This window comes from Serratia sp. BIGb0163 (assembly GCF_024809935.1).
Classification (GTDB): Bacteria; Pseudomonadota; Gammaproteobacteria; order Enterobacterales; family Enterobacteriaceae; genus Serratia; species Serratia quinivorans.
The window spans coordinates 244,551-266,240 of record NZ_JANUDZ010000005.1; the positions used below are offsets into that span (position 1 = coordinate 244,551).

The window sequence follows — 21,690 nt, forward strand, 5'->3', positions numbered from 1 at the left end:
CGCTAACCCCTTGCGCTTTTCATTTTGGCGCGAATTTTGCGTCGACAGATACCCGCGACACGGTAAACTACCGCGATAAATGATTTCCGGTGAATGAAAAATGAAGAACAAGCACCCTCTGAGCAAAGATGAATTGCAGCTCTTCAGAGAGTCGGTAGTAGACGCAAAAAAGCTGCGTCAGGACACCATTGTCCACCGTAAACCCAAGCCAAAAACCAAACAGATTGCCCCGCAGCGCCTGCTGCAGGAACAGGTGGACGCCAGTCATTATTTCTCGGATGAATACCAACCGCAGTTGGAAGAGGAAGGCCCGACGCGCTATGTTCGCCCAGGTTACAGTGCTTTTGAGCTGAAAAAACTGCGCCGCGGTGACTATTCACCGGAGCTGTTTCTCGATTTGCACGGCCTGACCCAAATGCAGGCCAAGCAGGAACTGGGCGCACTGATCGCCGCTTGCCGCCGCGAACACGTGCACTGTGCCTGTGTGATGCACGGCCACGGCAAGCATATCCTTAAACAGCAAACACCGCTGTGGCTGGCGCAGCATCCCGACGTATTGGTGTTCCACCAGGCGCCCAAGGAATGGGGCGGGACCGCGGCCATCTTGCTGCTGGTCGAACTGGCCGAGTAAACTGCAGAAATGACAAAAGGGCGATATTTAACATCGCCCTTTTGTTTGGAACCGGCCTGCGGCCCCTACACTTTAGCCATCACCTGCGACGGACTGACCTGCCATTCAAATTTACCGTAGCTACCGTCTGCCGCCAAATCAACGTTGGCGATTGCCGAGGTGGCAAACATCGGCGGACATTCACCCGGGCAAAGCTCAGCCACCAGGTAACCCACCAGCGGCAAGTGAGAGACAATCAGCACCGAGCTGATCCCCTGCTGTGCCAGCACCTGCAAATAACTGCCCACCTGGCTGGCGTCCCCGCCCGGCGTCAACTCAGGCAGCACTTCTTCGCTCGCCGGCAAGGTCAAGGCTTCGCGCACCGTGGCCAGCGTCTGCTCGGCCCGCAGATAGGGGCTGACCAGCACTCGTTCAATATCCACAGACTTGGTATTTAACCAGGCCGCCATCTGACGTGACTCATCACGGCCACAAACAGTAAGAGGTCTTACCGAATCGCTGGCCGCATCGAGTGCCGCCTCTCCGTGACGCATAATCAAAACTTGCATATTGCACCGCTGTTGTTGACAAAATAACGCTATACAGAAACGCCGAGCGTGCTGTATCGCCGAGTTTTACAACCCCAAAGCAAAAGCTTTGAAACGATAACGCGCCGTCTCTCTATGGCGGCCGGGCATTTTGCCTGAAAGTTCACGTAAAGAAAACGCTGTTTTTTACATCAAAGGCGTCTCGACACGAATTCAATGCTCACATAACAACCAATTCAACAGGTTAAATTTTAACCTTCTCAACATGAATTTTATTGATGGCGGCCAGTTTTACACCGCCATCGGGCTACGTTACCTCGTCCCTATCCCCCTGTACAGCGAGTGGAATTGCCGGTAGTGCAAGGAGTGATAACGATCACAAAGCCCCTTGCTCCTACTCTAGTACAAATCACGTCACCGCGCTGCTCAAGACCCCTGCGGATAGAAGCGCTCGCCCTGCTGGGCCATGCGCTGCAAACGTTCACAGGGCGCAAAATATTCCCCGTGCTGGCGCTGCAGGTACTCCAGCGTTTTAACCACCTTCTCGACGCCCAGCTGATCCATATAACGGAATGGCCCGCCAAGGAACGGTGGGAAGCCAATGCCGAACACTGCGCCGATGTCACCGTCGCGTGCGCTACGGATCACACCTTCATCCAGACAGCGCGCCGCTTCGTTCAGCATCATCATCACGCAGCGCTGGGCAATAACCGCCTGCTGCAAATGCGACTTCGGTGTAATGCCAAGCAGAATATATACCGAGGTATCGGCACGTTTGTGCCGCTGACGTTGCTGGCCTTCGCTCGGATACAGATAGAAGCCACGGCCGTTCTTGCGCCCTTTACGTCCGTCTTTCAGCACCGCATCGAAGGCCGCCGGGGCGGCAAAGCGCGGCCCCAACTGCTCCACCAGTACCGGACTTATCTTGGTACCGACGTCAATACCCACTTCATCGAGCAGGGTTATTGGCCCGACCGGGAAGCCGAAATCGACCAGCGCCTTGTCCAGAGATTCGATCGGCTCACCTTCCAACAGACAACGCGCTGCTTCATTTATATAAGGAGCCAAAATGCGGTTAACGTAGAAACCGGCGCGATCGGCAACCACAATCGCCGTCTTGCCCTGCTTGTGCGCCAACGCCACGGTGGTGGCAATGGTTTCTTCGCTGGTCGTGGCATGGGGGATCACCTCCACCAGCGGCATTTTATCGACCGGGCTGAAATAATGCAGGCCGATCACCTGCTCCGGCCGCTGCGCCTTGGCGGCAATCTGGCCAATCGGCAGCGATGAGGTATTGGAGGCAAAAATAGTGTGCGGGGCCGCGTGTTGTTCGATTTCGGCTACCATCTGCTGCTTGAGTGACAAATCTTCAAACACCGCCTCAATTACCACGTCCACCCGATCAAAACCGCTGTAATCGGTCGAGCCGGAGATCAACATCATCTGTTTTTGTCGCTCTGCCGGGCGCATGCGTTTACTGCGAACCCGTTTGCTGAGCACATCCCAGCTGTATTTTAATGCGTGGTTAATGCCCGTTTCGTTAACGTCTTTAATTCGTACCGGCAGGCCGCCGCGCGTAGCGGTCACGCAGGCAATCCCTCCGCCCATCAAGCCGCCACCGAGGATACCGATACGATGCAATGCGTGAGGTTGCGCATTGCCACCGCGCTCTTTCTTCAACGCGGTAGAGGCAAAGAACAGGCTGCGTAACGCCGCTGACTGCGGGGTCATAGCCAGCTCGCCGAAGGCTCTGGCCTCGGCTTCATAACCGCTGGCGATACCACTATCCAGGCCGGTACGCACCACCTGAATAATGCGCTCCGCCGCCGGATAGTTACCGTGCGTTTTCGCCAGCGTTTTCTTGCGTACAATGCTGAACAGCAGGCTTTTACCCAAGGGGCCGTTGAGCAAACGCTCCTGCCATGGCAATTCGCGTCGGCTCTGCCAGCCCTGTTTGACTCGTTCGATGGCGGTCTGCAGCAAGATCGATTGCGGCACCGCGTCGTCCACCAGCCCCAGACGCAGCGCCTGGCGCGCCCGAATGTGTTTGCCGGTCAGGATCATGTCCAGCGCCTTGCTGGCACCAATCAACCGCGGCAAGCGCTGAGTGCCGCCGGATCCCGGCAGCAAACCCAACTGAACTTCCGGCAGGCCGAGTGCGGTTTTATCATCCAGTGAGCAGACGCGGCCGTGGCAGGCCAAAGCCAGCTCCAGGCCGCCACCCAGGCAGGCACCGTGAATGGCTGCCACGACCGGAACCTGGAATGCCGCAATCTGTGCCAGGGTGCTTTGGCCTTTTTTCGCCAGCGTTTCGGCTTCTTTGGCTGTGGTACAGGCGGCAATCATGGTGATATCCGCACCGGCAATAAACGAGTCCGGCTTGCCGGAAACGATCACCAGCCCTTCCAGCGCTGGATGCTGCTGCGCGCGGATCAGTACGTCGTTGACCTGTTCGACAAACTCGGCCTTCAGCGTATTGACCTTCTCGCCGGGGACATCAATGGTGATCACGCCTATGTTGTCCGGACGTATCGTCAGCTGAAAGGCTGAGGGTTTGGCTCGCTGTTCGTGCAATGCGTTTTCAAAACTCATTATTCCACCTCTACGATCATTGCGGCCCCTAACCCTCCGGCCGCGCAGGCGGTGGTCAACCCCAGCCCGCCACCACGGCGTTTCAGCTCGTGCAGCGTTTGGGTGATCATGCGCGCGCCGGTAGCGGCAAACGGGTGGCCATAGGCGATCGAGCCGCCCAATACGTTGAATTTATCCATATCCACTTCACCAATCGCCCGGCTGCGACCCAATTTTTGCTGGGCAAACTCGTCACTGGCAAACATCTTCAGGTTGGCCAGGGTTTGTGCGGCGAAAGCTTCATGCATGTCGATAAGCGTCAGATCCGCCAGGCCGATACCGGCGCGATCCAACGCCAGCGGTGTAGCATAGGACGGCCCAAGCAACATATCTTCCCACACGTCGATGGCGGAGAAGGCAAAGCTGCGCAGGTAGCCCAGCGGTTGTAAGCCCAGCTCTTTCGCCCGCGATTCACTCATCATCAGTACCGCCGCCGCACCGTCGGTCAGGGGGGTGCTGTTGGCTGCGGTAACGCTGCCATGCTTGCGGTCAAATGCCGGTTTCAGCTTCGCGTAGGAAGCCAGGCTGGAGTCTTTGCGGACGTTGTTGTCTTCGCTAATTTGGGTGCGATACGGCGGCACGTAGGCGGTCATCACCTCATCGTGCAGCAGCCCCTGTTCCCAGGCTTTGGCCGCTAACTGATGCGAGCGGTGCGCCAACGCATCCTGCTCTTCACGGGTGATGCCGTGGCTTTTCGCCATTTGTTCGGCGGTATCGCCCATTCGCAGACCCGTAGAGTATTCCGCTACCGCCGGGGGAACCGGCATCAGGTCACGGAACTTCAGTCGGCTGAACAATTTGAGGCGCTGTGACAGGGTTCGGGCCTTGTTAACGTCCACCAGCATGCGTGCCAGCGCTTTGCTGACGCCAATAGGCAAAACGGAAGAAGAGTCAGCGCCGCCGGCAATACCGATGCTGATGCTACCGGCCATAATGCTCTCTGCCACGTTGGCAATCGCCTGGAAACTGGTGGCGCAGGCACGCGACACGCTGTAGGCATCGGTATGCACGCTCATGCCGGTGCCGAGCACGATTTCACGCGCAATATTCGGCGCTTCAGGCATTTGCACCACCTGGCCGAACACCAATTGCTCGATCAACGCCGGATCGATGCCAGTGCGGGCCAACAGTTCACTCACCGCCGTTTTACCCAAATCTACCGCCGGAATACCGTGATAAGCGGTCGCCTGTTTGGCAAAGGGGGTGCGCAGTCCATTTACAATCGCAATACGGTCACCGTGACGGGTCACCAACGGCAGTGCCTTACTCATAAACGCTCCTGAAGAGAATAACGTCAGCACAACGGCCAAAAGAGGTCTGACCTGATGGGGCCATTGTTAACCAAATGTTTACATTTGGCAAACCGTCAGAAGCGAAAACTGAGAGCAGGAGCAACTTTCCAGCGAGGGATTATCGGACAGGTGAAGGTGCGGGTAAGCCCCGCACCCTTTTAAAGCAGCAATTAACGCAGGCCGAGCTGGAAAATAAAGGTTTCTGCCTGGCAGGCAAAGGTGAAATCAGCCACCAGTTCTACACCACCGTCAACCGGTTTAATGCTACTGCTGATGTCGCAAGGATCAGATTCCACACCCCGGGCTTTTTCAGTCAACGCGGCCAACATTTTCTCTGCATCCTGCTGATTGGTAAACACCTGGCTGTAGGACGCGGTGCAATCGGTATTGTCCATGACGGTGCCAACGTCAACACAGCAACAAGCGGCAGTTTCCTGGGCGCTACATTTATTAAGTGAATTTGACATGGTTAATTCTCCTCAGGGACCGCCATTACGCGCATCCAAATTGCCATTTAAACGCTGGCGCAAAGATACAAGATTCTGTGTCTATTTTACTCTGTGGCGAAACCGATCACTAGCACTTACTTTTTATAGGTGTTTTAAGTGATGGAAATCACAAATGAAAATCGTTGTCTGCTAAGGAATGGTAAGAATTTTGTTATGTACCACTGGTTTTTTGTTAGCCAGATCTCTCTTTTGATATCAATTTGGAAATATTTCAAAAACAATGTTGCAACATTCTCACAGGTCGGACCTATAATTCAGCCACTGGTCTGATTTGTCTGAATGAGATCGGACCCTACAATCGCGCGCTTCCTTGTTACCTTATGTAACATGTTTAAATAATAAACACATAATGAGGTTTTGGTCATGAGCCAGAAAAACCTATTTACTAAATCAGCTCTCGCAGCTGCAGTGGCAATTATTTCTTCAAACGTGTCTGCCGCAGGATTCCAGCTGAATGAGTTTTCATCAGCTGGTTTAGGACGTTCGTATTCTGGCGAAGGCGCCATGGCAGATACCGCGGCTTCCGCCAGCCGTAACCCGGCCCTGTTGATGATGTACACCCGCCCGGAACTCTCCCTTGGCGCGGTATTTATCGATCCGGACGTGGACATTACCGGCAAGTCACCTTCCGGTGCCAGCCTTGACTCCAAGAACATCGCCCCTACCGCCTGGGTGCCAAACCTGCATTATGTTCAACCGATTAACGATCAGTTTGCCGTAGGCGGCTCTGTCACCAGCAACTACGGCTTGGCGACCGAATTCAACGACGGTTACACCGCCGGGGCTTACGGTGGTAAAACCGATCTGACCACCGTGAACCTGAACCTGAGCGGTGCTTATCGCCTCAATCAACAATTCAGCTTCGGCCTGGGCTTCGATGCGGTTTACGCCAAAGCCAAGCTCGAGCGTTATGCCGGCGAATTGCCGAAATTGATCGCAGGCTCTGGCCAGTTGCCTCCGCAATTGGCGGGCCCGGTATCACAGATCCCGGCGGATACCCAAATTTCTCACCTGAAGGGTGACAAATGGGGCTTTGGCTGGAACGCCGGCATTCTGTATGAAGTAGATGAAAACAACCGTTACGGTTTCACCTACCGTTCCGAAGTCAAAATCAAGTTTGACGGCGACTACAAGAGCAGCCTGCCATCCGCCTATAACCCGCTGCTGGGCGCTCTCGGTCTGCCTATGGGCACCGACGGCACCACCATCCCAGGCTCTCTGGACCTGAACCTGCCGGAAATGTGGGAAATCTCGGGTTACAACAAGGTTGCACCGCAGTGGGCCATCCACTACAGCCTGGCTTACACCAGCTGGAGCCAGTTCCAGGAGCTGAAAGCTACCGGCAACAATGGTCAAACGCTGTTTGAGAAGCATGAAGGCTTTAAAGACGCTTACCGTATCGCGCTGGGTACCACCTACTTCTATGATGATAACTGGACCTTCCGTACCGGTATCGCCTTTGATGACAGCCCGGTGCCGGCCCAGAACCGTTCTATCTCTATCCCGGATCAGGACCGCTTCTGGCTGAGCGCAGGTACCAGCTACGCATTCAACAAAGACGCCTCTGTTGACGTCGGTGTTTCCTACATGCACGGCCAGAAAGTCACCATCAAAGAAGGTCCATACACCTTCGAATCCGTGGGCAAGGCCTGGCTGTACGGCGCCAACTTCAACTACCGCTTCTAATCCTTTCGACGATGAAGCCAAAGCGCCCTGCGGGGCGCTTTTTTATTGCCTACTATTTGCGGGCGAAAAAAAACCCGCCAGTCGACGGGTTGTTTCTGTTCGCTAACCGAGGTTATTGCGAGTCGATCTCGTCCAAATCACCCTGGATCGCCTGGGCGTTCGGGTTAACTTCCGGTTTCAGTGAACCGCCGTTCGCCAGGAAATCGTTGCGCTGGAAGTAAGCCTCACGCACCATCAGGTATGGATCGGAAGAGTTACGCAACAGGCCGTCGGAATCGAGCAGCTCGGCACGGGTTTCAATCCCCTCAACCACCCACTTGCCTGCCGACATCCAGAAGGTCAGGTAGCTCAGCACCGGATAAAGGTCATCTGCCCAGTCACCGCCCTCTTCACGCAGGGTGAAACTGCCATAGCCCGGCAACATCACATAAGGACCATAGCCGACACCGTAGTGCCCCAGAGTGCTGCCGAAACGGTTCGGCTCTTCGCGTGCCAGTTTCGGGTTAGCCATGCCAGCCACGTCGATCAGGCCGCCCATCCCCAACAGGGTGTTGAGGAAGAAACGGTTAAAGTGGATCATCCCCTTGTACGGATCACCTTTCAGGAAGGAGTTGACCATGCTGGCCGGCTCTTCCAGGTTGGAGGTGAAGTTGCTGATGCCATTACGCGCCGGCATCGGCAGGTAGTCACGCCAGGCCACGGCCACCGGGCGCAGGACATACGGATCCAGGACGTTATAGTTAAAGTTGAACATCGTCCGGTTAAATCCTTCCAGAGGATCGGATCGCCCTTGTGGTTCATCTTGTGGCGTGCTGGCACAGCCCACCAATAACACCGTTGTGAAAGCCAGCCCAGTCAGGCGAAAGTTCATATTCTTCTCCATGAAAACACGTTCGGTCTTTTTATTCAGGGGACCTGTTTGTTTATCTGAACGTCAATCTGCTCTTTACCGCTGAAATTCTGCAGCGCACTCTCACCGAACCAGTCACCCGCCTGCGGCGTGGCCAGACCGTCCTGAGAAATCCGCACCCGCACCTTGACCTGATGCTGGGCCGAAAGCAGCCGCTCAGGCATCATGGCATTGCTGTCATCCAGAGAGAATGACAGGGGGAAACGGCTTAAAGGCAGTTGTTTTACCGCCACCGGCACCGGATTGGCACCATCGGTCACCGAGATTACCAGCGTCCCCTGCGGCGGCAAAGCGTTAGTCGCCTGCGGCGATAACGTCACGTTAACGCCAAGTTTAACAGTTTCTCCGCCTGCCTGTGTTTTTGCTTGTGCAATACTGCGCTTTATCACTTCGGCGCGTTGATCATTGGCCGGCAACAGTTTCAGCATGACCTGCCAGGCACCAATAGCCTGCTTGAAATCGCCCTGCTCAAAGGAATTAAACGCCAACAGGCTCAACACGCGCAGATTGGTATGATCTTCGGCGATCATCTTGCGCAGCATCTGGGTGGCCTGCTTGTTATCCTCTGGATCGTTGGAGCGCGTCAAGACTTCCGCATAACCGAGGCGCACTTCCAGACTATTCGGATCGAGTTGATAAGCATGGGCGAATGCCTGAGTGGCGGTGGTGGCGTTATTCAATGCCATGCCGACCCGGCCCAGCATCATCCAGTCGTTGATATTGCGGTCGTCCTGTTGCAACGCAGTACGCAGCCCCAGGCCGAGACGAGCAATCTCTTCCATGCTCAGCGGTTGGGCGCGCTCATTGCTAACCCGAGCGCGCAGTTCCGGCATTTGAGCTTCCACCTGCTGCCAGTCCAGCACCTGCGCCAACCCACCGGTTTTCAGATAGAACCCCAGGGTGACCACCACCAGTAACGCTACGCCGGGCACCAGTGCCCAACGGTTGATCGGCTTCGCCTGCACGTCCTGTTGACCGGGGATATCATTGAGCAGATTTTGCTGCAGTTCCTTCACCATCTCCGGACGCTCGGTAACCACGCCCTGATCCTCGTCCTGCTCCAGTTCGTGCAGACGATCCTGATAAAATGCTTTATTCAGCGTATCGCGGCTAGCGGCAGTGCTTTTGTCACTTTGACGCATCGCCGGCACCACCAGTAACGCCGCAGCGCCGACCAGCAATACAATAATAATCAGCCAAAAAGCCATTAGGGTTTCTTCCTGTCAGTCTCTTTCAGCAGCGCTGCCAAACGCTGTTGCTCCTGCTCGGAGAATTCATCGTTAGCGTTAGCAGCACCGGCGCGGCGACGGCGAGTGCGCAGTATCACTACCGCCCCGCCGATCAGCACAAACAGCAACGGGCCAAGCCACAGGATCAGCGTCGCCGGCGTCACCGGTGGTTCGTAGGTGACGAAATTGCCGTAGCGCGCCACCATGTAATCGATGATCTGCGGCTTACTCTGCCCCTGCATCATCAGCTCATACACCTTGGTGCGCATGTCCGCCGCAATGATGGCGTTAGAGTCGGCAATGCTGTTGTTCTGGCATTTCGGGCAGCGCAGCTGCTCGGTTAGTTCACGGTATTGCTGTTCCTGCTCCACCGATTTGAACTGATAGGTATCAATAGCCGCAGCCGCGCTCCAGCTCAGCAGCAGAGCGAAGACCAGGGTCATCAGCCTCATGCCTCACCCCCGTATTTTTTGTACAGCGGCAACACTTCCTGCTGCCAGACGCGCTCATTCATATCCCCGGCGTGGCGATAGCGAATAATGCCTTGTCCGTCGATCAGGAAGGTTTCCGGCGCGCCATACACGCCCAGATCCAGCCCCAGCATGCCGTCGCCGTCATACAGGCTGAGCGCATAAGGGTTACCCAGCGAATTTAGCCAGGTCACCGCCTTGCTGCGATCGTCTTTATAGTTCAGCCCCACTACGCGGATACCGCGCGCGGCCAACGTATTGAGATATTGATGTTCGGCACGGCAGGTCGGGCACCAGGTGGCCCAGACGTTCAGCAGCATGGGTTTGCCATTGCGCAGCACCGCCTGATCGTAAGTCTTGCCGGGGCTTTCGAGCGATTCCAGTTTGAAGGGCGGAACCGGTTTGCCGATCAACGCCGACTCCAGCATGGTCGGATCCTCGCCACCGGCATTGCGCGTCAGTTGCACCATAAACGCCGCCACCAGCAGCAGGAACAGGATTAACGGGATAAACAGCAGTTTACGGTTCATGCCTGCTCCTCCAGCTTGCCTTCACGCTTGAGTTTTTTGCTCATCCGGTAGCGCGGGTCGAGAATACACAGGATGCCGCCGACCGCCATAAATACCCCACCGAACCAGATCCAGCGTACGAAGGGTTTATAGTACAACCGCACGGCCCAGGAGCCGTCGTCCAGCTCTTCGCCCAGTGCCGCATACAGGTCACGGCTGAAGCCACCGTCGATGGCCGCTTCGGTCATCATGCTGCGCGCCACGCTGTAGTAGCGTTTCTCCGCGTGCAGCGTCGCTTCCGGCTTGCCGTTACGCGTGACGTCGATGATACCGACGCCGCCGGTATAGTTCGGCCCACGGATATCGTGCACATCACGGAACACAAAGTGATAGTTATGGATATCCACGCTGTCGCCAGCCTTCATGCGGACGTCGCGTTCCACGCTGTAGTTCTGGCTAAAGGCAATACCGATTACCGTCACCGCGACGCCAAGGTGACCCAGCACCATGCCCCAGTGACTGCGGGAAAGATGGCTCAGGCCACGCCAAAAACCGTGGCGATGAGTAGCACGTTCGTGCAGTTCCATCAGCGTCAGGATAATGACCCAGACCGCCATAATCAGCCCCACCACCGTCATACCGGCGATGCTGTCTTGCAGCAGCCACGGCAACAGGACTGACAGCAACAGCGTAATCACCAGCGCCACGCTCAGGCGACGCCACAGCTTGGTCGGTTCATCACGGCGCCAGCGCACCAACGGGCCGATGCCCATCAGCAAGGCCATCGGGGCCATCAGCCAGGTAAACATGGTATTGAAGAACGGCTCGCCGATAGAAATACTGCCCAGGCCAAGCTGTTTATGCACCAGCGGCAACAGCGTACCCAGCAATACCACCAGCGTCGCGGCAATCAACAGTACGTTGTTGCCCAACAGGAAGGTTTCACGCGAGAAGGTTTCATGCTGCACCCGGCTGCGCACCTGGCCGCCTTTGACCGCGTACAGCAGCAACGAACCGCCGATCACAATCACCAGATAGGCGAGGATAAACATGCCGCGCGCCGGATCGGAGGCAAAGGAGTGTACCGACACCAGCACGCCGGAACGCACCAGGAAGGTACCCAGCAAGCACAGCGAGAAGGCGGTAATCGCCAGCAGCACCGTCCAGGCCTTGAAAGTCCCGCGTTTTTCGGTCACCGCCAGCGAGTGCATTAGCGCCGTACCGGCCAGCCACGGCATAAATGAAGCGTTCTCTACCGGATCCCAGAACCACCAGCCGCCCCAGCCCAGTTCGTAATAAGCCCAGGCAGAGCCCAGCACGATACCCATGGTGAGGAACACCCAGGCCGCGGTAGTCCAGGGCCGCGACCAGCGTGCCCAGGCGGTATCCAGCCGGCCGGCCATCAGTGAGGCAATAGCAAAAGCAAAGGCCACCGAGAAGCCGACATAGCCCATGTACAGCAATGGCGGGTGGAAAATCAGGCCGATGTCCTGCAACAGCGGGTTGAGGTCGCTGCCGTCGATCGGGAAATTCGGCAAGGTACGGGTGAACGGGTTGGAGGTCATGATAATGAACAGCAGGAAACCCGCGGTAATCATGCCCATCACCGACAGCACGCGCGCCACCGCGTCTTGCGGCATCGCACGGCTGCACAACGCCACCGCCAGTGACCAACAGCTGAGCAGCAACACCCACAGCAGCAGTGACCCTTCATGGGCGCCCCAGGTGGCGGCGATGCGGTAATACACCGGCAGTTGCGTGTTGGAGTTGGCGGCCACATAAGCCACGGTAAAATCATTGACCACAAAGGCATGCACCAGGCAGATGAACGCCAGCGCGATAGCGGCAAACATGCCGTAGGTCAGCGGACGCGCCACCGCCATCATGCGGCGATCCTGACGCGCTGCGCCCCACTGCGGGTAAATGCTCAGCAGTAGCGAAATCGCCAGCGCCAGACACAGCAGAAAACTTCCCGTTTCCGGCATCATGATTTAGCGCCCTCGTTCTGCGGGGTGGCGTAAGCCGAAGCCGGCCCCTTATGGTTTTCTTTCATTGCGTCGGCCACCTCCGGCGGAGTGTATTTTTCATCGTGTTTCGCCAGCACTTCGCGCGCGTTCACCACGTTGCCTTCGCCCAATACGCCCTGCGCCACCACGCCCTGCCCCTCACGGAACAAGTCCGGCAAAATACCGGTGTAGGTGACATCGATGGCACCGCGCGCATCGTAGACCTTGAAGCTGACCTGCAGCGTTTTCTGATCGCGTTTTACCGAACCAGGCATCACCATGCCGCCGATACGCAGGCGTTGGCCCACTTCCGGCTTTTCATGATTTTCGCCCTTGCCCTGCAGAATTTCGCTCGGGGTATAAAACAGATCGATGTTGGAGCGCAGCGCATACAGCATCAGGGTCGCGGTAAGCGCAACGCCGATCAGCACTACGATCGCCAGATACAAGCGACTTTTACGACGTGGATTCACAATGATTTCTCCCGCGGGTTGGCGGATTTTTGTTTCGACTGCTGCGACTGACGAATGCGTCGTTCGCGCGCCTGACGGCGGCCGATCTCATCGAGCAATTGCCGGCGCTGCCAGAAAGTATGCGCCACCAGGCCCAGCAGCGAGAGCAGCGTAACGGCCACCGCCAGCCAGACGTAGAAGGCGTAGCCCCCCATGGCGAAAAACGCCTGCCAGGAAGTAAATGCGGCATTCATGGTTGGCGCTCCTTATTGACCAGCCCGGCGACCCACGGACGCTGACTTTCCTGAGACAAAATCAAATTGCGCAGGCGCATCAAAGTAAGAGTAATGAAGAACAGCAGGTAGCCGAGGATCGCCCAGCGCAGCGGGGTGCGCATGCTTGGCGCGATGCTCTGTTGCATATTGGTCGACCCCTGATGCAACGTGTTCCACCATTCGACCGAGAAATGAATAATCGGGATGTTCACCACCCCCACCAGCACCAGAATACCGGCGGCGCGGCCCGCCAGGCGGCGATCCTCAAAGGCGTTGTACAACGCGATAATGCCGATATACAAGAACAGCAACACCAGCTCGGAGGTCAGGCGTGCGTCCCACACCCACCAGGTGCCCCACATCGGCTTGCCCCAGGCAGAACCGGTGACCAGGGCAATAAAGGTAAATACCGCGCCGACCGGCGCCATCGCCGCCACCACCGTATCGGACATTTTCATCTGCCACACCAGGCCGATAAATGCCGCTACTGCCATGGAGCCATAGATCCCCATCGACCACATGGCGGCCGGCACATGGATATACATGATGCGGAAGCTGTCGCCCTGCTGATAATCCTTGGGTGCGAAACCAAAGCCCCATACCCAACCCAACAGCAGGCAGGCCGCTCCGGCCAGCCCCAGCCAGGGGATAAAGCGGCCACAGACACGATACAGCCGTTCAGGCTGGGCAAACTGATGTAACCATTTCCACATTGTCGTCATTGCTCACGGTAAATTTATACGGTGGCCGCCCTGTTGACCAAGGCGACGAAAATTACTGGTGCGGTGCAACACGCTCTTGATGGCGTTAACCCGCATTTCAATATGTTAGCTAGTGCACGCTCACTCGCAGCGCTGCTGCGGTAGCGAACGGTGCCAGCGTGATGCTGCCCGCCAGCATGGCGCCCAGAATCGCCAGGTAACCGTCTATTGGCATCCCCATAGAGGCGGCATCGATGGCCGCGGTGGAAAATATCAACACCGGGATATACAGCGGCAGCACCAGCAGGCTAAGCAGCACGCCGCCCTTGCGCAGCCCGACGGTCAGCGCCACGCCGATAGCGCCAATCAGACTCAGCGTCGGCGTACCCAGCAGCAGCGTAAATGCCACCGCCAGCCAGGTATTGATATCCAACGACAGCAGCAACGCCACCAGCGGCGACAGGATTAACAGGGGTAGGCCTGTTACCACCCAGTGAGCACATACTTTGCCTAACACCGTCATTGGCAGCGGCGTCGGCAACAACAGCAGTTGCTCCAGCGAGCCATCAAGAAAGTCATCGCGAAACAAGCGTTCCAGCGACAACAGCGCCGCCAGCAGCGCAGCGACCCAAATAATCCCCGGCGAAATACGCGCCAGTAACTGCGGCTCCGGCCCAATCCCTAACGGAAACAGCGTGATAACAATCAGAAAGAACCACAGCGGATTAACGATTTCCGACCCTTTGCGAAAGGCAATCTTCAGCTCGCGGCGCAATACGGTCAAAAACATCAAACAGTCTCCATGCGGTTTTCCGTCAGGCTGATTTTACCTACCGCCTGAGTTACGCCGGCCAAATCCTGATGGGTGGTCAACAATACCATGCCGCCCTGCTGCGCATGTTGCTCAAAAAGGCTAATTAATTCAGCCACGCCCTGCTTGTCGATGGCCGTCAGCGGCTCATCCAGGATCCACAACGGGCTGTCGCTGAGCCACAAACGCGCCAGGGCAACCCGGCGTTGCTGCCCGGCGGAAAGCTGCGCCACCGGTAAATCCTCATAACCCACTAACCCTACCTGCTCCAGCGCCTGCCAAATGGCCTGACGATCGGGAACGCTACTCACCGCCTGGTAAAACTGCAGGTTCTCAAAGGGCGTTAACATGGTTTTAATCCCCGGCTGATGGCCAAGGAACAACAAATCCTGATGGTAACGTTCACGATGGCGCAACGTATTTTGCCCGTGCCAGTGGACTTCACCGCCCTCCGGGCGCGCCAGGCCGGCCAAAATGCGCAGCAGGCTGGTTTTGCCCGCACCGTTCGGCCCTTCCACCTGAATAATATCGCCCGGTTTCACCGTAAAGCTTAACGCGCTAAACAGGGTGCGTTCATCGCGGACGCAACTCAGATTTTTAGCTTCCAGCATCGGAGAACTCATATTTTTCTTTGGGATAGCGATCATAGCATAAGCCATCTGCGGCACGTAGCCCGCCGCAGGGCACTCAGCTACTCCAATAGGGGTAATATTGCGCCCCAGATCAATAATGCGAAGAAAAAACCGGCGGCGTTAAACTCTTGTTACTTTTTTCTGCAATTTGCGACCTGGCTTTCGGCCTATCGGTGGGCCAGCTATGCTTAATCCGTGACCCCAGCAGCAGTTTCAGGAGAGAGCAGATAATGAGCGACTCACAACAGCGCCCGAAGACGGACAGCGACGATCCTCTGCAGGTGGAGAGCAAAGAGCATGAACAGGGCAAGAGCGAAATCGAGGTAAAGGAACAGAACCTGCCCTCACGCGCGGCGGCGGTGCATGAGCAGATCCGCATGGAGGGTGAGAAAGAACTGGAGCGTGACTGGCTGGCCTTGCTGTGGTCAGCGGTGGCCGCCGGGCTGTCGATGGGGGCCTCCCTGATGGCCAAGGGTATTTTTCACGCCCGTTTGCCGGACGACCCCAGCCGCTTCTTTATCGAGAATATTGGCTACACCTTTGGCTTTATCATCGTGATTATGGCCCGCCAGCAGCTGTTTACCGAAAACACCGTAACCGCCGTACTGCCGATCATGCACAAACCGACGCCGAGAAATTTCGTCATCCTGTTTCGCCTGTGGGGCGTGGTGTTGCTCGGCAACCTGATTGGCACCGGGCTGGTGTCACTGGCGTTTATTCACATGCCGATTTTTGATGAAAACACTCGCAGCGCCTTCGTTAGCCTGTCGGAAGAAGTGATGCAAAACTCACCGTCAGAAATGTTCGCCAACGGTATTTTGGCCGGCTGGATCATCGCCACCATGGTGTGGATGTTCCCTTCCGCCGGGGCCGCCAAGATTTGGGTGATCGTCCTGATGACCTATCTGGTGGCGATCTGCGATCTGACCCATATCGTGGTCGGATCGGTAGAGATCCTTTATCTGGTGTTTAGCGGTGTCATCCCCTGGCAAAATTTTATCTACCCGTTCGCCATTCCGACGCTGGCCGGCAACATTATCGGCGGCACCTTTATCTTTGCGTTAATCAGCCATGCGCAGATCCGCAATGATATGAGCGATAAAAACAAAGCGGCGCGGCTGGAGGCAGAAAAACAGACCGCCAGGGCGAGAAAACCGTGATCGCGGTCAGTGCAGCACGCGAAAATCAGTGCATATTGGCGATGGAATGAGCAAACGCACCGCTAAGCGCTTATTCTGCGGGTAAAAAAAGGTATACTGCCCCGGCAGCCTCAGGTTGCCAGCCCGCAGCGTCCCCGTAGTTAAACGGATATAACAAGCCCCTCCTAAGGGCTAGTTACTGGTTCGATTCCAGTCGGGGACACCATAAGCCTATTACCCCCCACTATCGAAATCCGCAAAAACCGCGCCACACAAGGCCTTAAACCATTTTAGTCGTCTAAATACTTCGCTGTTATCAGCATGATGCGTGAGCACATCCCACAATCTGGCACAGATTCCAGGATTAAAGGTATAATCGCAGATACTATTTACTCGATTTTAGAAACGAACATGACAAAACTAACATTACAAGAGCAGATGCTTAAAGCCGGATTGGTCAACAGTAAGAAACTGGCGAAAGTGCAAAAAACCGCTAAAAAATCACGCGTTCAGGCTCGTGAGGCCAGAGAGGCGGTGGAAGTCAATAAAAAGGCACAAATCGAACGTGATAAACAGCTGAGTGAGCAACAAAAGCAAGCTGCCCTGTCTAAAGAGTATAAGGCTCAGGTAAAACAGTTAATTGAAATGAACAGGATCGTTATTTCAAAGGGAAATATCAGCTATAACTTCACAGACAATAATTTAATTAAAAATATCAATGTGGATAAAACGACTCAAACTCAGCTAATTAATGGTCGTCTCGCCATTGCGCGTCTGCTTGCGGAGAATGGCGTTGATAGCGAATACGCAATTATACCCGCGATCGTGGCCGATAAAATTGCGCAACGTGATGCGAGCAGTATTGTGTTAAATGCAGCGCTTAGTCAGGAAGCACAGGACGAAGAAGATCCTTATGCCGACTTTGTTGTTCCTGATGATTTGATGTGGTAGGAAAAAGCACGTATTGCTATCACATAGCTGTCATATATTTCGGCATGTTAGTTTAGGGCAATGGGCTGTGACCATTGCCTTACCTCAAAAACCCTATTCTCACAGTCATCCAAGAATAAATCGTATTTTAGTTCCACTGATTAAAATGTTAATATTGCTCTGTGTCGCGAATGGAGTAATAGCATGTTCCCCAACAAGAAATATTCACAACGGGCCAATCCGTTAACCAGCTATCAATTTTCACGGTTGCATACTTTTGAATGCGTCGCTCGTCACCTCTCCTTTTCATTGGCGGCGGAAGAACTGTCAATTACCCCCAGCGCTGTAAGTCACAGAATCAACCTGCTGGAAAAAGAGCTGGGCTTTCTTTTATTTCAACGTTTTCACCGCAGAATTACGCTCACACCGGAAGGAGAGCGGATGCAATGGTCGTTAAGCAACTCCTTCGATGCCCTGACTCAGGAAATTCTTGATATTAAAAACCGAGAGCTGACGGGCACCCTGACCATTTATTCCCACCCCTCCATCGTCCAATGCTTGCTGATTCCGCGGATCGGCGAATTTATTGCCCAGTACCCCACCATTCATTTGAACATTCTCACCGGGCAGGAGAATATCAACCTGGCCAACCGGGGCGTTGATTTAGCACTGTACTTTGGGCTTCTGCCGTCAGGTAAACAGCTGGACGAAACCTTTATGTCGGAGTCCATGGTGCCGATCTGCACTGCGCAATACGCCAAAACGCATGACCTCTACAATGCTCCTGAAAACCTGGCGCACTGCACCCTGTTGCATGACCGATATAATTCGGGTGAAGACGAATGGCTGACCTGGGCACAACATTTTGATTTAGGGCTGGATACCGACAGTAAAAACATGGAGTTCGATCGTTCAGATTTGGCGGTGCTGGCGGCGACACAGCATCTTGGCGTCGCCATGGGCCGACTCAATCTGGTGCAAGACTGGATCAAAAGCGGTGAGCTGATTATCCCCTTTACCAACATGACCCTGCCCTGCGAACACTGCTATTTTGTGTCGACCATATCCGAACGTCAGTGGCCGAAAATTATCGCGTTCAAACAGTGGATGATGAAAATAGAGCCTCTGGTCTGATTGCCAGAGGCATTGGCCGGTGGTTTAAAAAGGATTACCAAGTCTTGGGAGTATAAGAAAAATCGAGTGCGCAGCTGTATAACTGCCCGGCCTTTGAGTAATAAATATGTTTGCGGCTGTTATCCCATACCACAGTATAGTTATTGGAGAACTTTATTATCTCGACCGGCGTCTGGTTAGATAACCGACCGCGCTTAGTACTTTTCACCACAAAAAAATCGCCATTATCACTGAGCGTGATCAAAGGATAACCCCAGGCATATTTCGATATTTGCATAGTGATGGTGAATTGGCTTTCACAACTTATTTGATAGGTATTAACATCAACATCCATAGTTTATATTTTAGGTACAATCCCTCTGTTGAGATAAAATAAATAAGAACAGCTCACGACAATCAAACCTAAAACGATCAGGATAGAACCCAATACAAACTCAATCTGCAACGGCTCCCCCAATATTACTACCCCGGCTAAAATACCAAAAATAGGCGTCATAAAGGTCAGAATGCCCAACGAGGACGCCTGATAATGACGCAGCAGAGAAAACCAGATCAAATAGCTGATAAAAGAAACCACCAGCGTTTGGAATATCAGGCTGGTCCAGGCCAATGCCGTCAGGTTGAAATGAACGCTCTGCGTGGTTATCGCCAGCAGAGATAACAAAATGCAGGCTCCCGAGAGCTGAAACAATAATGTTTGTTTTGATGAGCAGTTTGCCAACCCGGTAGTGCGAATGACAATGGTTGAGCCGCCCCATGACATTCCCGCCAACAGCCCGTAAATATCGCCACGCAATGAGTTCTCTGCGCCCGAACTGTCACTCATCCCGGAGATGGCGAGCACCACGCCGCCAAAAGCGATGGCAATACCGACCCATTGTATCAACGACAACCGCTCATGGCGGATAACAAAATGCAGACCGATGGCGGAAAACAAGGGGGCAGTATACAAAAAGACCGCCATATGCGATGCGCTGGTATAGCGCAACCCTTCGGAAACAAAGAAGAACTCCAACGCGAACAAAAAACCGACGCACAGACCTGCTAACAGCGTGGGGCGATCAAACACGAACTTTTCGCGACGGTAACGCGCCAGGAGATAAACCGCCAAAGCGGCAATGCCCGACCGAATGGCGATTTGCAGTACGGCAGAAATGTCCGGCTCGGCGGCCTTGATCGCCACCTGCTGCAGCCCCCATATGGCGCATATCATCATCATGGCGGCGGCAGCTCTGCTATCTATGTTTTTTCTGGCACTCATCACACCACCTCAAGCCGCTTAAATAAAAACACACCCTTCCCTCACCGCTAATAAAAAGGTGATGGATAAATCCGAGAAAAATATAAAAGGTTAGTCTTTATAAACCACTATTTCCTGGTACATCTTAATGACTTCATTATCACTGTCGACTTCACCGGTATATTCCGTTTGTTGCGCCACGTGGGTCACCTTCCAGCCCCGCTTGGCCAACTCAGGGATGGTGACGCGCCCAATATCACGACAGGTAAAGACCGTGTCATCACTCAGCCTAAGATTACCAATACTTGCATAATCATAAGCTTGTGACTGGCAAACGTGCGACTCAGCCGCCATCAAGGGTAATGGCAACAGACCAATAATCAACATTAAACACTTTTTCATAGCCCTCTCCATGCCTCTTATTAACCTTATCCATTTTGCAGATATCAGCTTGGTCAATTACGTTATATCCGCTTATTTAAATATCTTTCTGCGCGATGAAATTACACGACATATACCATTCACTGACAAGTGAAAAATATAAACCTTCGTGTTAGCTGAATTCATCCGAACATCATCGTCATTGCTGCGCCATTAAGTTAGGTTTTTACACCGCCTGACGGCATCGCGGCACTTCCCTGCTGACAGTTACAGAAAAAACCAATAATTAGCAGGAAAAGTAACTTTTTGTGACGCACATTGTGTTACATATGCATTTCGCTTTACCCACGCTAAAAGCAATGAAAACGCTCAGAAAATTTCCTGAGCAAATCACTGATGCCAGAAGGTTCAGTGAGGTCGGCAAGTACACACAGGGATAAAAAATGACATACAAATTGCGCGCATTAACCCAGGCAATTGCTCTGGGACTGATCGTTGGCAGTGCTTCTTTCGCCGCCCAGGCTGAAATTACCCTGCTAAAGCAGGATCCACAGGCGGGCGATCCGCTGAGCCGTCTTAATTTTACCGTCGGCGGCAGCATCCGTCCGCAGTTCAACAATATGACCGGCGATGGTGATAAAGGCTCTTACAAGCGTAACGGTTTTGACGGCGGAACCCGCTTCCGCTTCGCCGCCGATTACTACCTGTTCGACGACATTAGCTGGATCAGCTACTACGAGCTGGGGGTGAATATCCCTGCGCTGTTCAACTGGGATAACCACTATGCAGAGGGCGCCAACAACACCAGCCGCCGCATGTTGTACACCGGTTTGAAAAGCAAAACCTGGGGACAATTGACCTTTGGCCAACAAAACAGCGTGTATTACGACGTGGTTGGCGCCAAAACCGATATCTGGGATTACGACATGCTGGCCCAGGCTCCGGGGAACGGCATCAACGGGGATTACGACGGATCTTACCGTTCACGTAAAATGCTGAAGTACAAAAATACCTTCGGCGATGCGGATGTGTATGCCTCTTACCTGTTCAGCGATAACGAGTACCTGCCGGGGAATGGCCTGCGCTACAAGCGCGAGGGCGGCGGTTCATTGGGTGTGGATTACCACCTGACGCCGGACCTGACCTGGGGTACCGCGTGGAACTATACCCGCGCCGAGATGCGTGACCCTGCCACCCACGCTACGAAAGATTATGACCAGAACATCCTGGGTACCGCGCTGAGCTGGAAACCGGATAACTGGACGCTGACCTTTGGCGGCGGCTGGTACAACAACTTCCTGACCACCAAAAAAGCCGACGTTAACGACTACTTTGCCGGTGACGCCTGGGGTATTGAATATCTGGCCGGTTACACCGTGCCGGTAGGGCAATATGCGGTGAAATCCGTGATGCCGTACTTTATGGGCGACCGTTTGCAGTACGTCAGCGGCCGCGATTATCAGCGTATTGATAACGGCCTGGGCGTGACCGTACAGTTTGATTACGGTTTCCGCGTCGATGTGGAACACGTGCTGACGTCAAGCACTGACAACCTCGGCGATATGACGCTGGTGCGTCTGCGTTACGATTTCTAA

22 protein-coding genes and 1 tRNA gene are annotated in these 21,690 nt (G+C 54.5%); 7 read left to right on the forward strand and 16 right to left on the reverse strand.

The annotated features are described in order from the left end of the window. The first annotated feature begins 100 nt into the window (after positions 1 to 100). Entirely contained in the window at positions 101 to 631 is a 531-nt protein-coding gene (gene smrB / locus M2406_RS18340) for an endonuclease SmrB (RefSeq protein WP_012146089.1), read from the forward strand. Positions 632 to 696: 65 nt separating this feature from the next. Here the strand turns inward: smrB and sixA are convergent, their stop codons facing one another. From sixA to M2406_RS18360, 4 genes are all read right to left on the reverse strand, one after another. Continuing rightward, positions 697 to 1,179 (reverse strand): phosphohistidine phosphatase SixA, encoded by a 483-nt coding sequence (sixA, locus tag M2406_RS18345; protein WP_115184144.1) that lies wholly within the window; start codon positions 1,177 to 1,179, stop codon positions 697 to 699. Between the two features lie 405 nt (positions 1,180 to 1,584). Continuing rightward, positions 1,585 to 3,750 (reverse strand): fatty acid oxidation complex subunit alpha FadJ, encoded by a 2,166-nt coding sequence (fadJ, locus tag M2406_RS18350; RefSeq protein ID WP_259190977.1) that lies wholly within the window; start codon positions 3,748 to 3,750, stop codon positions 1,585 to 1,587. Then, complete coding sequence (fadI, locus tag M2406_RS18355; protein ID WP_259190978.1) at positions 3,750 to 5,060, reverse strand: acetyl-CoA C-acyltransferase FadI; 1,311 nt, start codon at positions 5,058 to 5,060, stop codon at positions 3,750 to 3,752. Before fadI ends, fadJ begins: the two co-directional genes overlap by 1 nt. A 191-nt stretch (positions 5,061 to 5,251) precedes the next feature. Further along, positions 5,252 to 5,548 (reverse strand): YfcZ/YiiS family protein, encoded by a 297-nt coding sequence (locus M2406_RS18360; protein ID WP_012146093.1) that lies wholly within the window; start codon positions 5,546 to 5,548, stop codon positions 5,252 to 5,254. A gap of 405 nt (positions 5,549 to 5,953) precedes the next feature. Between M2406_RS18360 and fadL the strand changes: the two genes are divergently transcribed. Beyond that, a complete protein-coding gene (gene fadL, locus M2406_RS18365; RefSeq protein WP_012146094.1) occupies positions 5,954 to 7,276 on the forward strand; it encodes a long-chain fatty acid transporter FadL in 1,323 nt (440 codons plus the stop codon). 112 nt (positions 7,277 to 7,388) lie between these two features. On the opposite strand, the gene mlaA is transcribed toward fadL, so the two are convergent. From mlaA to ccmA, 10 genes are all read right to left on the reverse strand, one after another. Continuing rightward, positions 7,389 to 8,147 (reverse strand): phospholipid-binding lipoprotein MlaA, encoded by a 759-nt coding sequence (mlaA, locus tag M2406_RS18370; protein WP_012146095.1) that lies wholly within the window; start codon positions 8,145 to 8,147, stop codon positions 7,389 to 7,391. A 35-nt stretch (positions 8,148 to 8,182) separates the two neighbouring features. Further along, positions 8,183 to 9,394, reverse strand: coding sequence for a c-type cytochrome biogenesis protein CcmI (gene ccmI / locus M2406_RS18375; RefSeq protein WP_012146096.1), 1,212 nt, complete (start codon positions 9,392 to 9,394; stop codon positions 8,183 to 8,185). After that, the gene (locus tag M2406_RS18380; protein WP_012146097.1) at positions 9,394 to 9,867 is read right to left on the reverse strand and encodes a cytochrome c-type biogenesis protein; all 474 of its coding nucleotides are present in this window, start codon (positions 9,865 to 9,867) and stop codon (positions 9,394 to 9,396) included. Before M2406_RS18380 ends, ccmI begins: the two co-directional genes overlap by 1 nt. Continuing rightward, a complete protein-coding gene (locus tag M2406_RS18385; protein WP_259190980.1) occupies positions 9,864 to 10,415 on the reverse strand; it encodes a DsbE family thiol:disulfide interchange protein in 552 nt (183 codons plus the stop codon). Before M2406_RS18385 ends, M2406_RS18380 begins: the two co-directional genes overlap by 4 nt. Continuing rightward, on the reverse strand, positions 10,412 to 12,382 hold the full coding sequence (locus tag M2406_RS18390; protein ID WP_259190981.1) for a heme lyase CcmF/NrfE family subunit: 1,971 nt from the start codon (positions 12,380 to 12,382) through the stop codon (positions 10,412 to 10,414). The genes M2406_RS18385 and M2406_RS18390 overlap by 4 nt, the downstream gene beginning before the upstream one ends. Beyond that, positions 12,379 to 12,873: a cytochrome c maturation protein CcmE gene (ccmE, locus tag M2406_RS18395; protein ID WP_012146100.1), complete on the reverse strand. Its 495-nt coding sequence runs from the start codon at positions 12,871 to 12,873 to the stop codon at positions 12,379 to 12,381. Before ccmE ends, M2406_RS18390 begins: the two co-directional genes overlap by 4 nt. After that, positions 12,870 to 13,106, reverse strand: a complete 237-nt coding sequence (ccmD, locus tag M2406_RS18400) for a heme exporter protein CcmD (protein WP_012146101.1) — start codon at positions 13,104 to 13,106, stop codon at positions 12,870 to 12,872. The genes ccmE and ccmD overlap by 4 nt, the downstream gene beginning before the upstream one ends. Continuing rightward, positions 13,103 to 13,840 carry a heme ABC transporter permease gene (locus M2406_RS18405; protein WP_012146102.1) on the reverse strand — a complete coding sequence of 246 codons (738 nt, stop codon included), beginning with the start codon at positions 13,838 to 13,840 and terminating at the stop codon, positions 13,103 to 13,105. Before M2406_RS18405 ends, ccmD begins: the two co-directional genes overlap by 4 nt. 118 nt (positions 13,841 to 13,958) lie before the next feature. Next, the gene (ccmB, locus tag M2406_RS18410) at positions 13,959 to 14,618 is read right to left on the reverse strand and encodes a heme exporter protein CcmB (protein ID WP_012146103.1); all 660 of its coding nucleotides are present in this window, start codon (positions 14,616 to 14,618) and stop codon (positions 13,959 to 13,961) included. Continuing rightward, positions 14,618 to 15,250, reverse strand: coding sequence for a cytochrome c biogenesis heme-transporting ATPase CcmA (ccmA, locus tag M2406_RS18415; protein ID WP_112363914.1), 633 nt, complete (start codon positions 15,248 to 15,250; stop codon positions 14,618 to 14,620). Before ccmA ends, ccmB begins: the two co-directional genes overlap by 1 nt. Before the next feature lie 251 nt (positions 15,251 to 15,501). On the opposite strand from ccmA, the gene M2406_RS18420 reads away from it, so the two are divergent. The 4 genes from M2406_RS18420 (at position 15,502) to dsdC (ending at position 18,474) form a co-directional block, all read left to right on the forward strand. Further along, a complete protein-coding gene (locus M2406_RS18420; RefSeq protein WP_135345105.1) occupies positions 15,502 to 16,431 on the forward strand; it encodes a formate/nitrite transporter family protein in 930 nt (309 codons plus the stop codon). Positions 16,432 to 16,561: 130 nt separating this feature from the next. Beyond that, positions 16,562 to 16,636: transfer RNA gene (locus M2406_RS18425), tRNA-Arg, on the forward strand. 185 nt (positions 16,637 to 16,821) lie between these two features. After that, a complete protein-coding gene (locus tag M2406_RS18430; protein ID WP_041419001.1) occupies positions 16,822 to 17,361 on the forward strand; it encodes a DUF2058 domain-containing protein in 540 nt (179 codons plus the stop codon). A 183-nt stretch (positions 17,362 to 17,544) separates the two neighbouring features. Then, the gene (gene dsdC, locus M2406_RS18435; RefSeq protein WP_259190982.1) at positions 17,545 to 18,474 is read left to right on the forward strand and encodes a DNA-binding transcriptional regulator DsdC; all 930 of its coding nucleotides are present in this window, start codon (positions 17,545 to 17,547) and stop codon (positions 18,472 to 18,474) included. Positions 18,475 to 18,811: 337 nt separating this feature from the next. Here the strand turns inward: dsdC and M2406_RS18440 are convergent, their stop codons facing one another. Together M2406_RS18440 and M2406_RS18445 are read right to left on the reverse strand one after the other, a co-directional pair. After that, positions 18,812 to 19,735 carry a DMT family transporter gene (locus M2406_RS18440; RefSeq protein WP_259190983.1) on the reverse strand — a complete coding sequence of 308 codons (924 nt, stop codon included), beginning with the start codon at positions 19,733 to 19,735 and terminating at the stop codon, positions 18,812 to 18,814. Positions 19,736 to 19,825: 90 nt separating this feature from the next. Continuing rightward, positions 19,826 to 20,116 carry a hypothetical protein gene (locus M2406_RS18445; RefSeq protein WP_017893546.1) on the reverse strand — a complete coding sequence of 97 codons (291 nt, stop codon included), beginning with the start codon at positions 20,114 to 20,116 and terminating at the stop codon, positions 19,826 to 19,828. Positions 20,117 to 20,538: 422 nt separating this feature from the next. On the opposite strand from M2406_RS18445, the gene M2406_RS18450 reads away from it, so the two are divergent. Beyond that, positions 20,539 to 21,690 carry a porin gene (locus tag M2406_RS18450; protein ID WP_259190984.1) on the forward strand — a complete coding sequence of 384 codons (1,152 nt, stop codon included), beginning with the start codon at positions 20,539 to 20,541 and terminating at the stop codon, positions 21,688 to 21,690.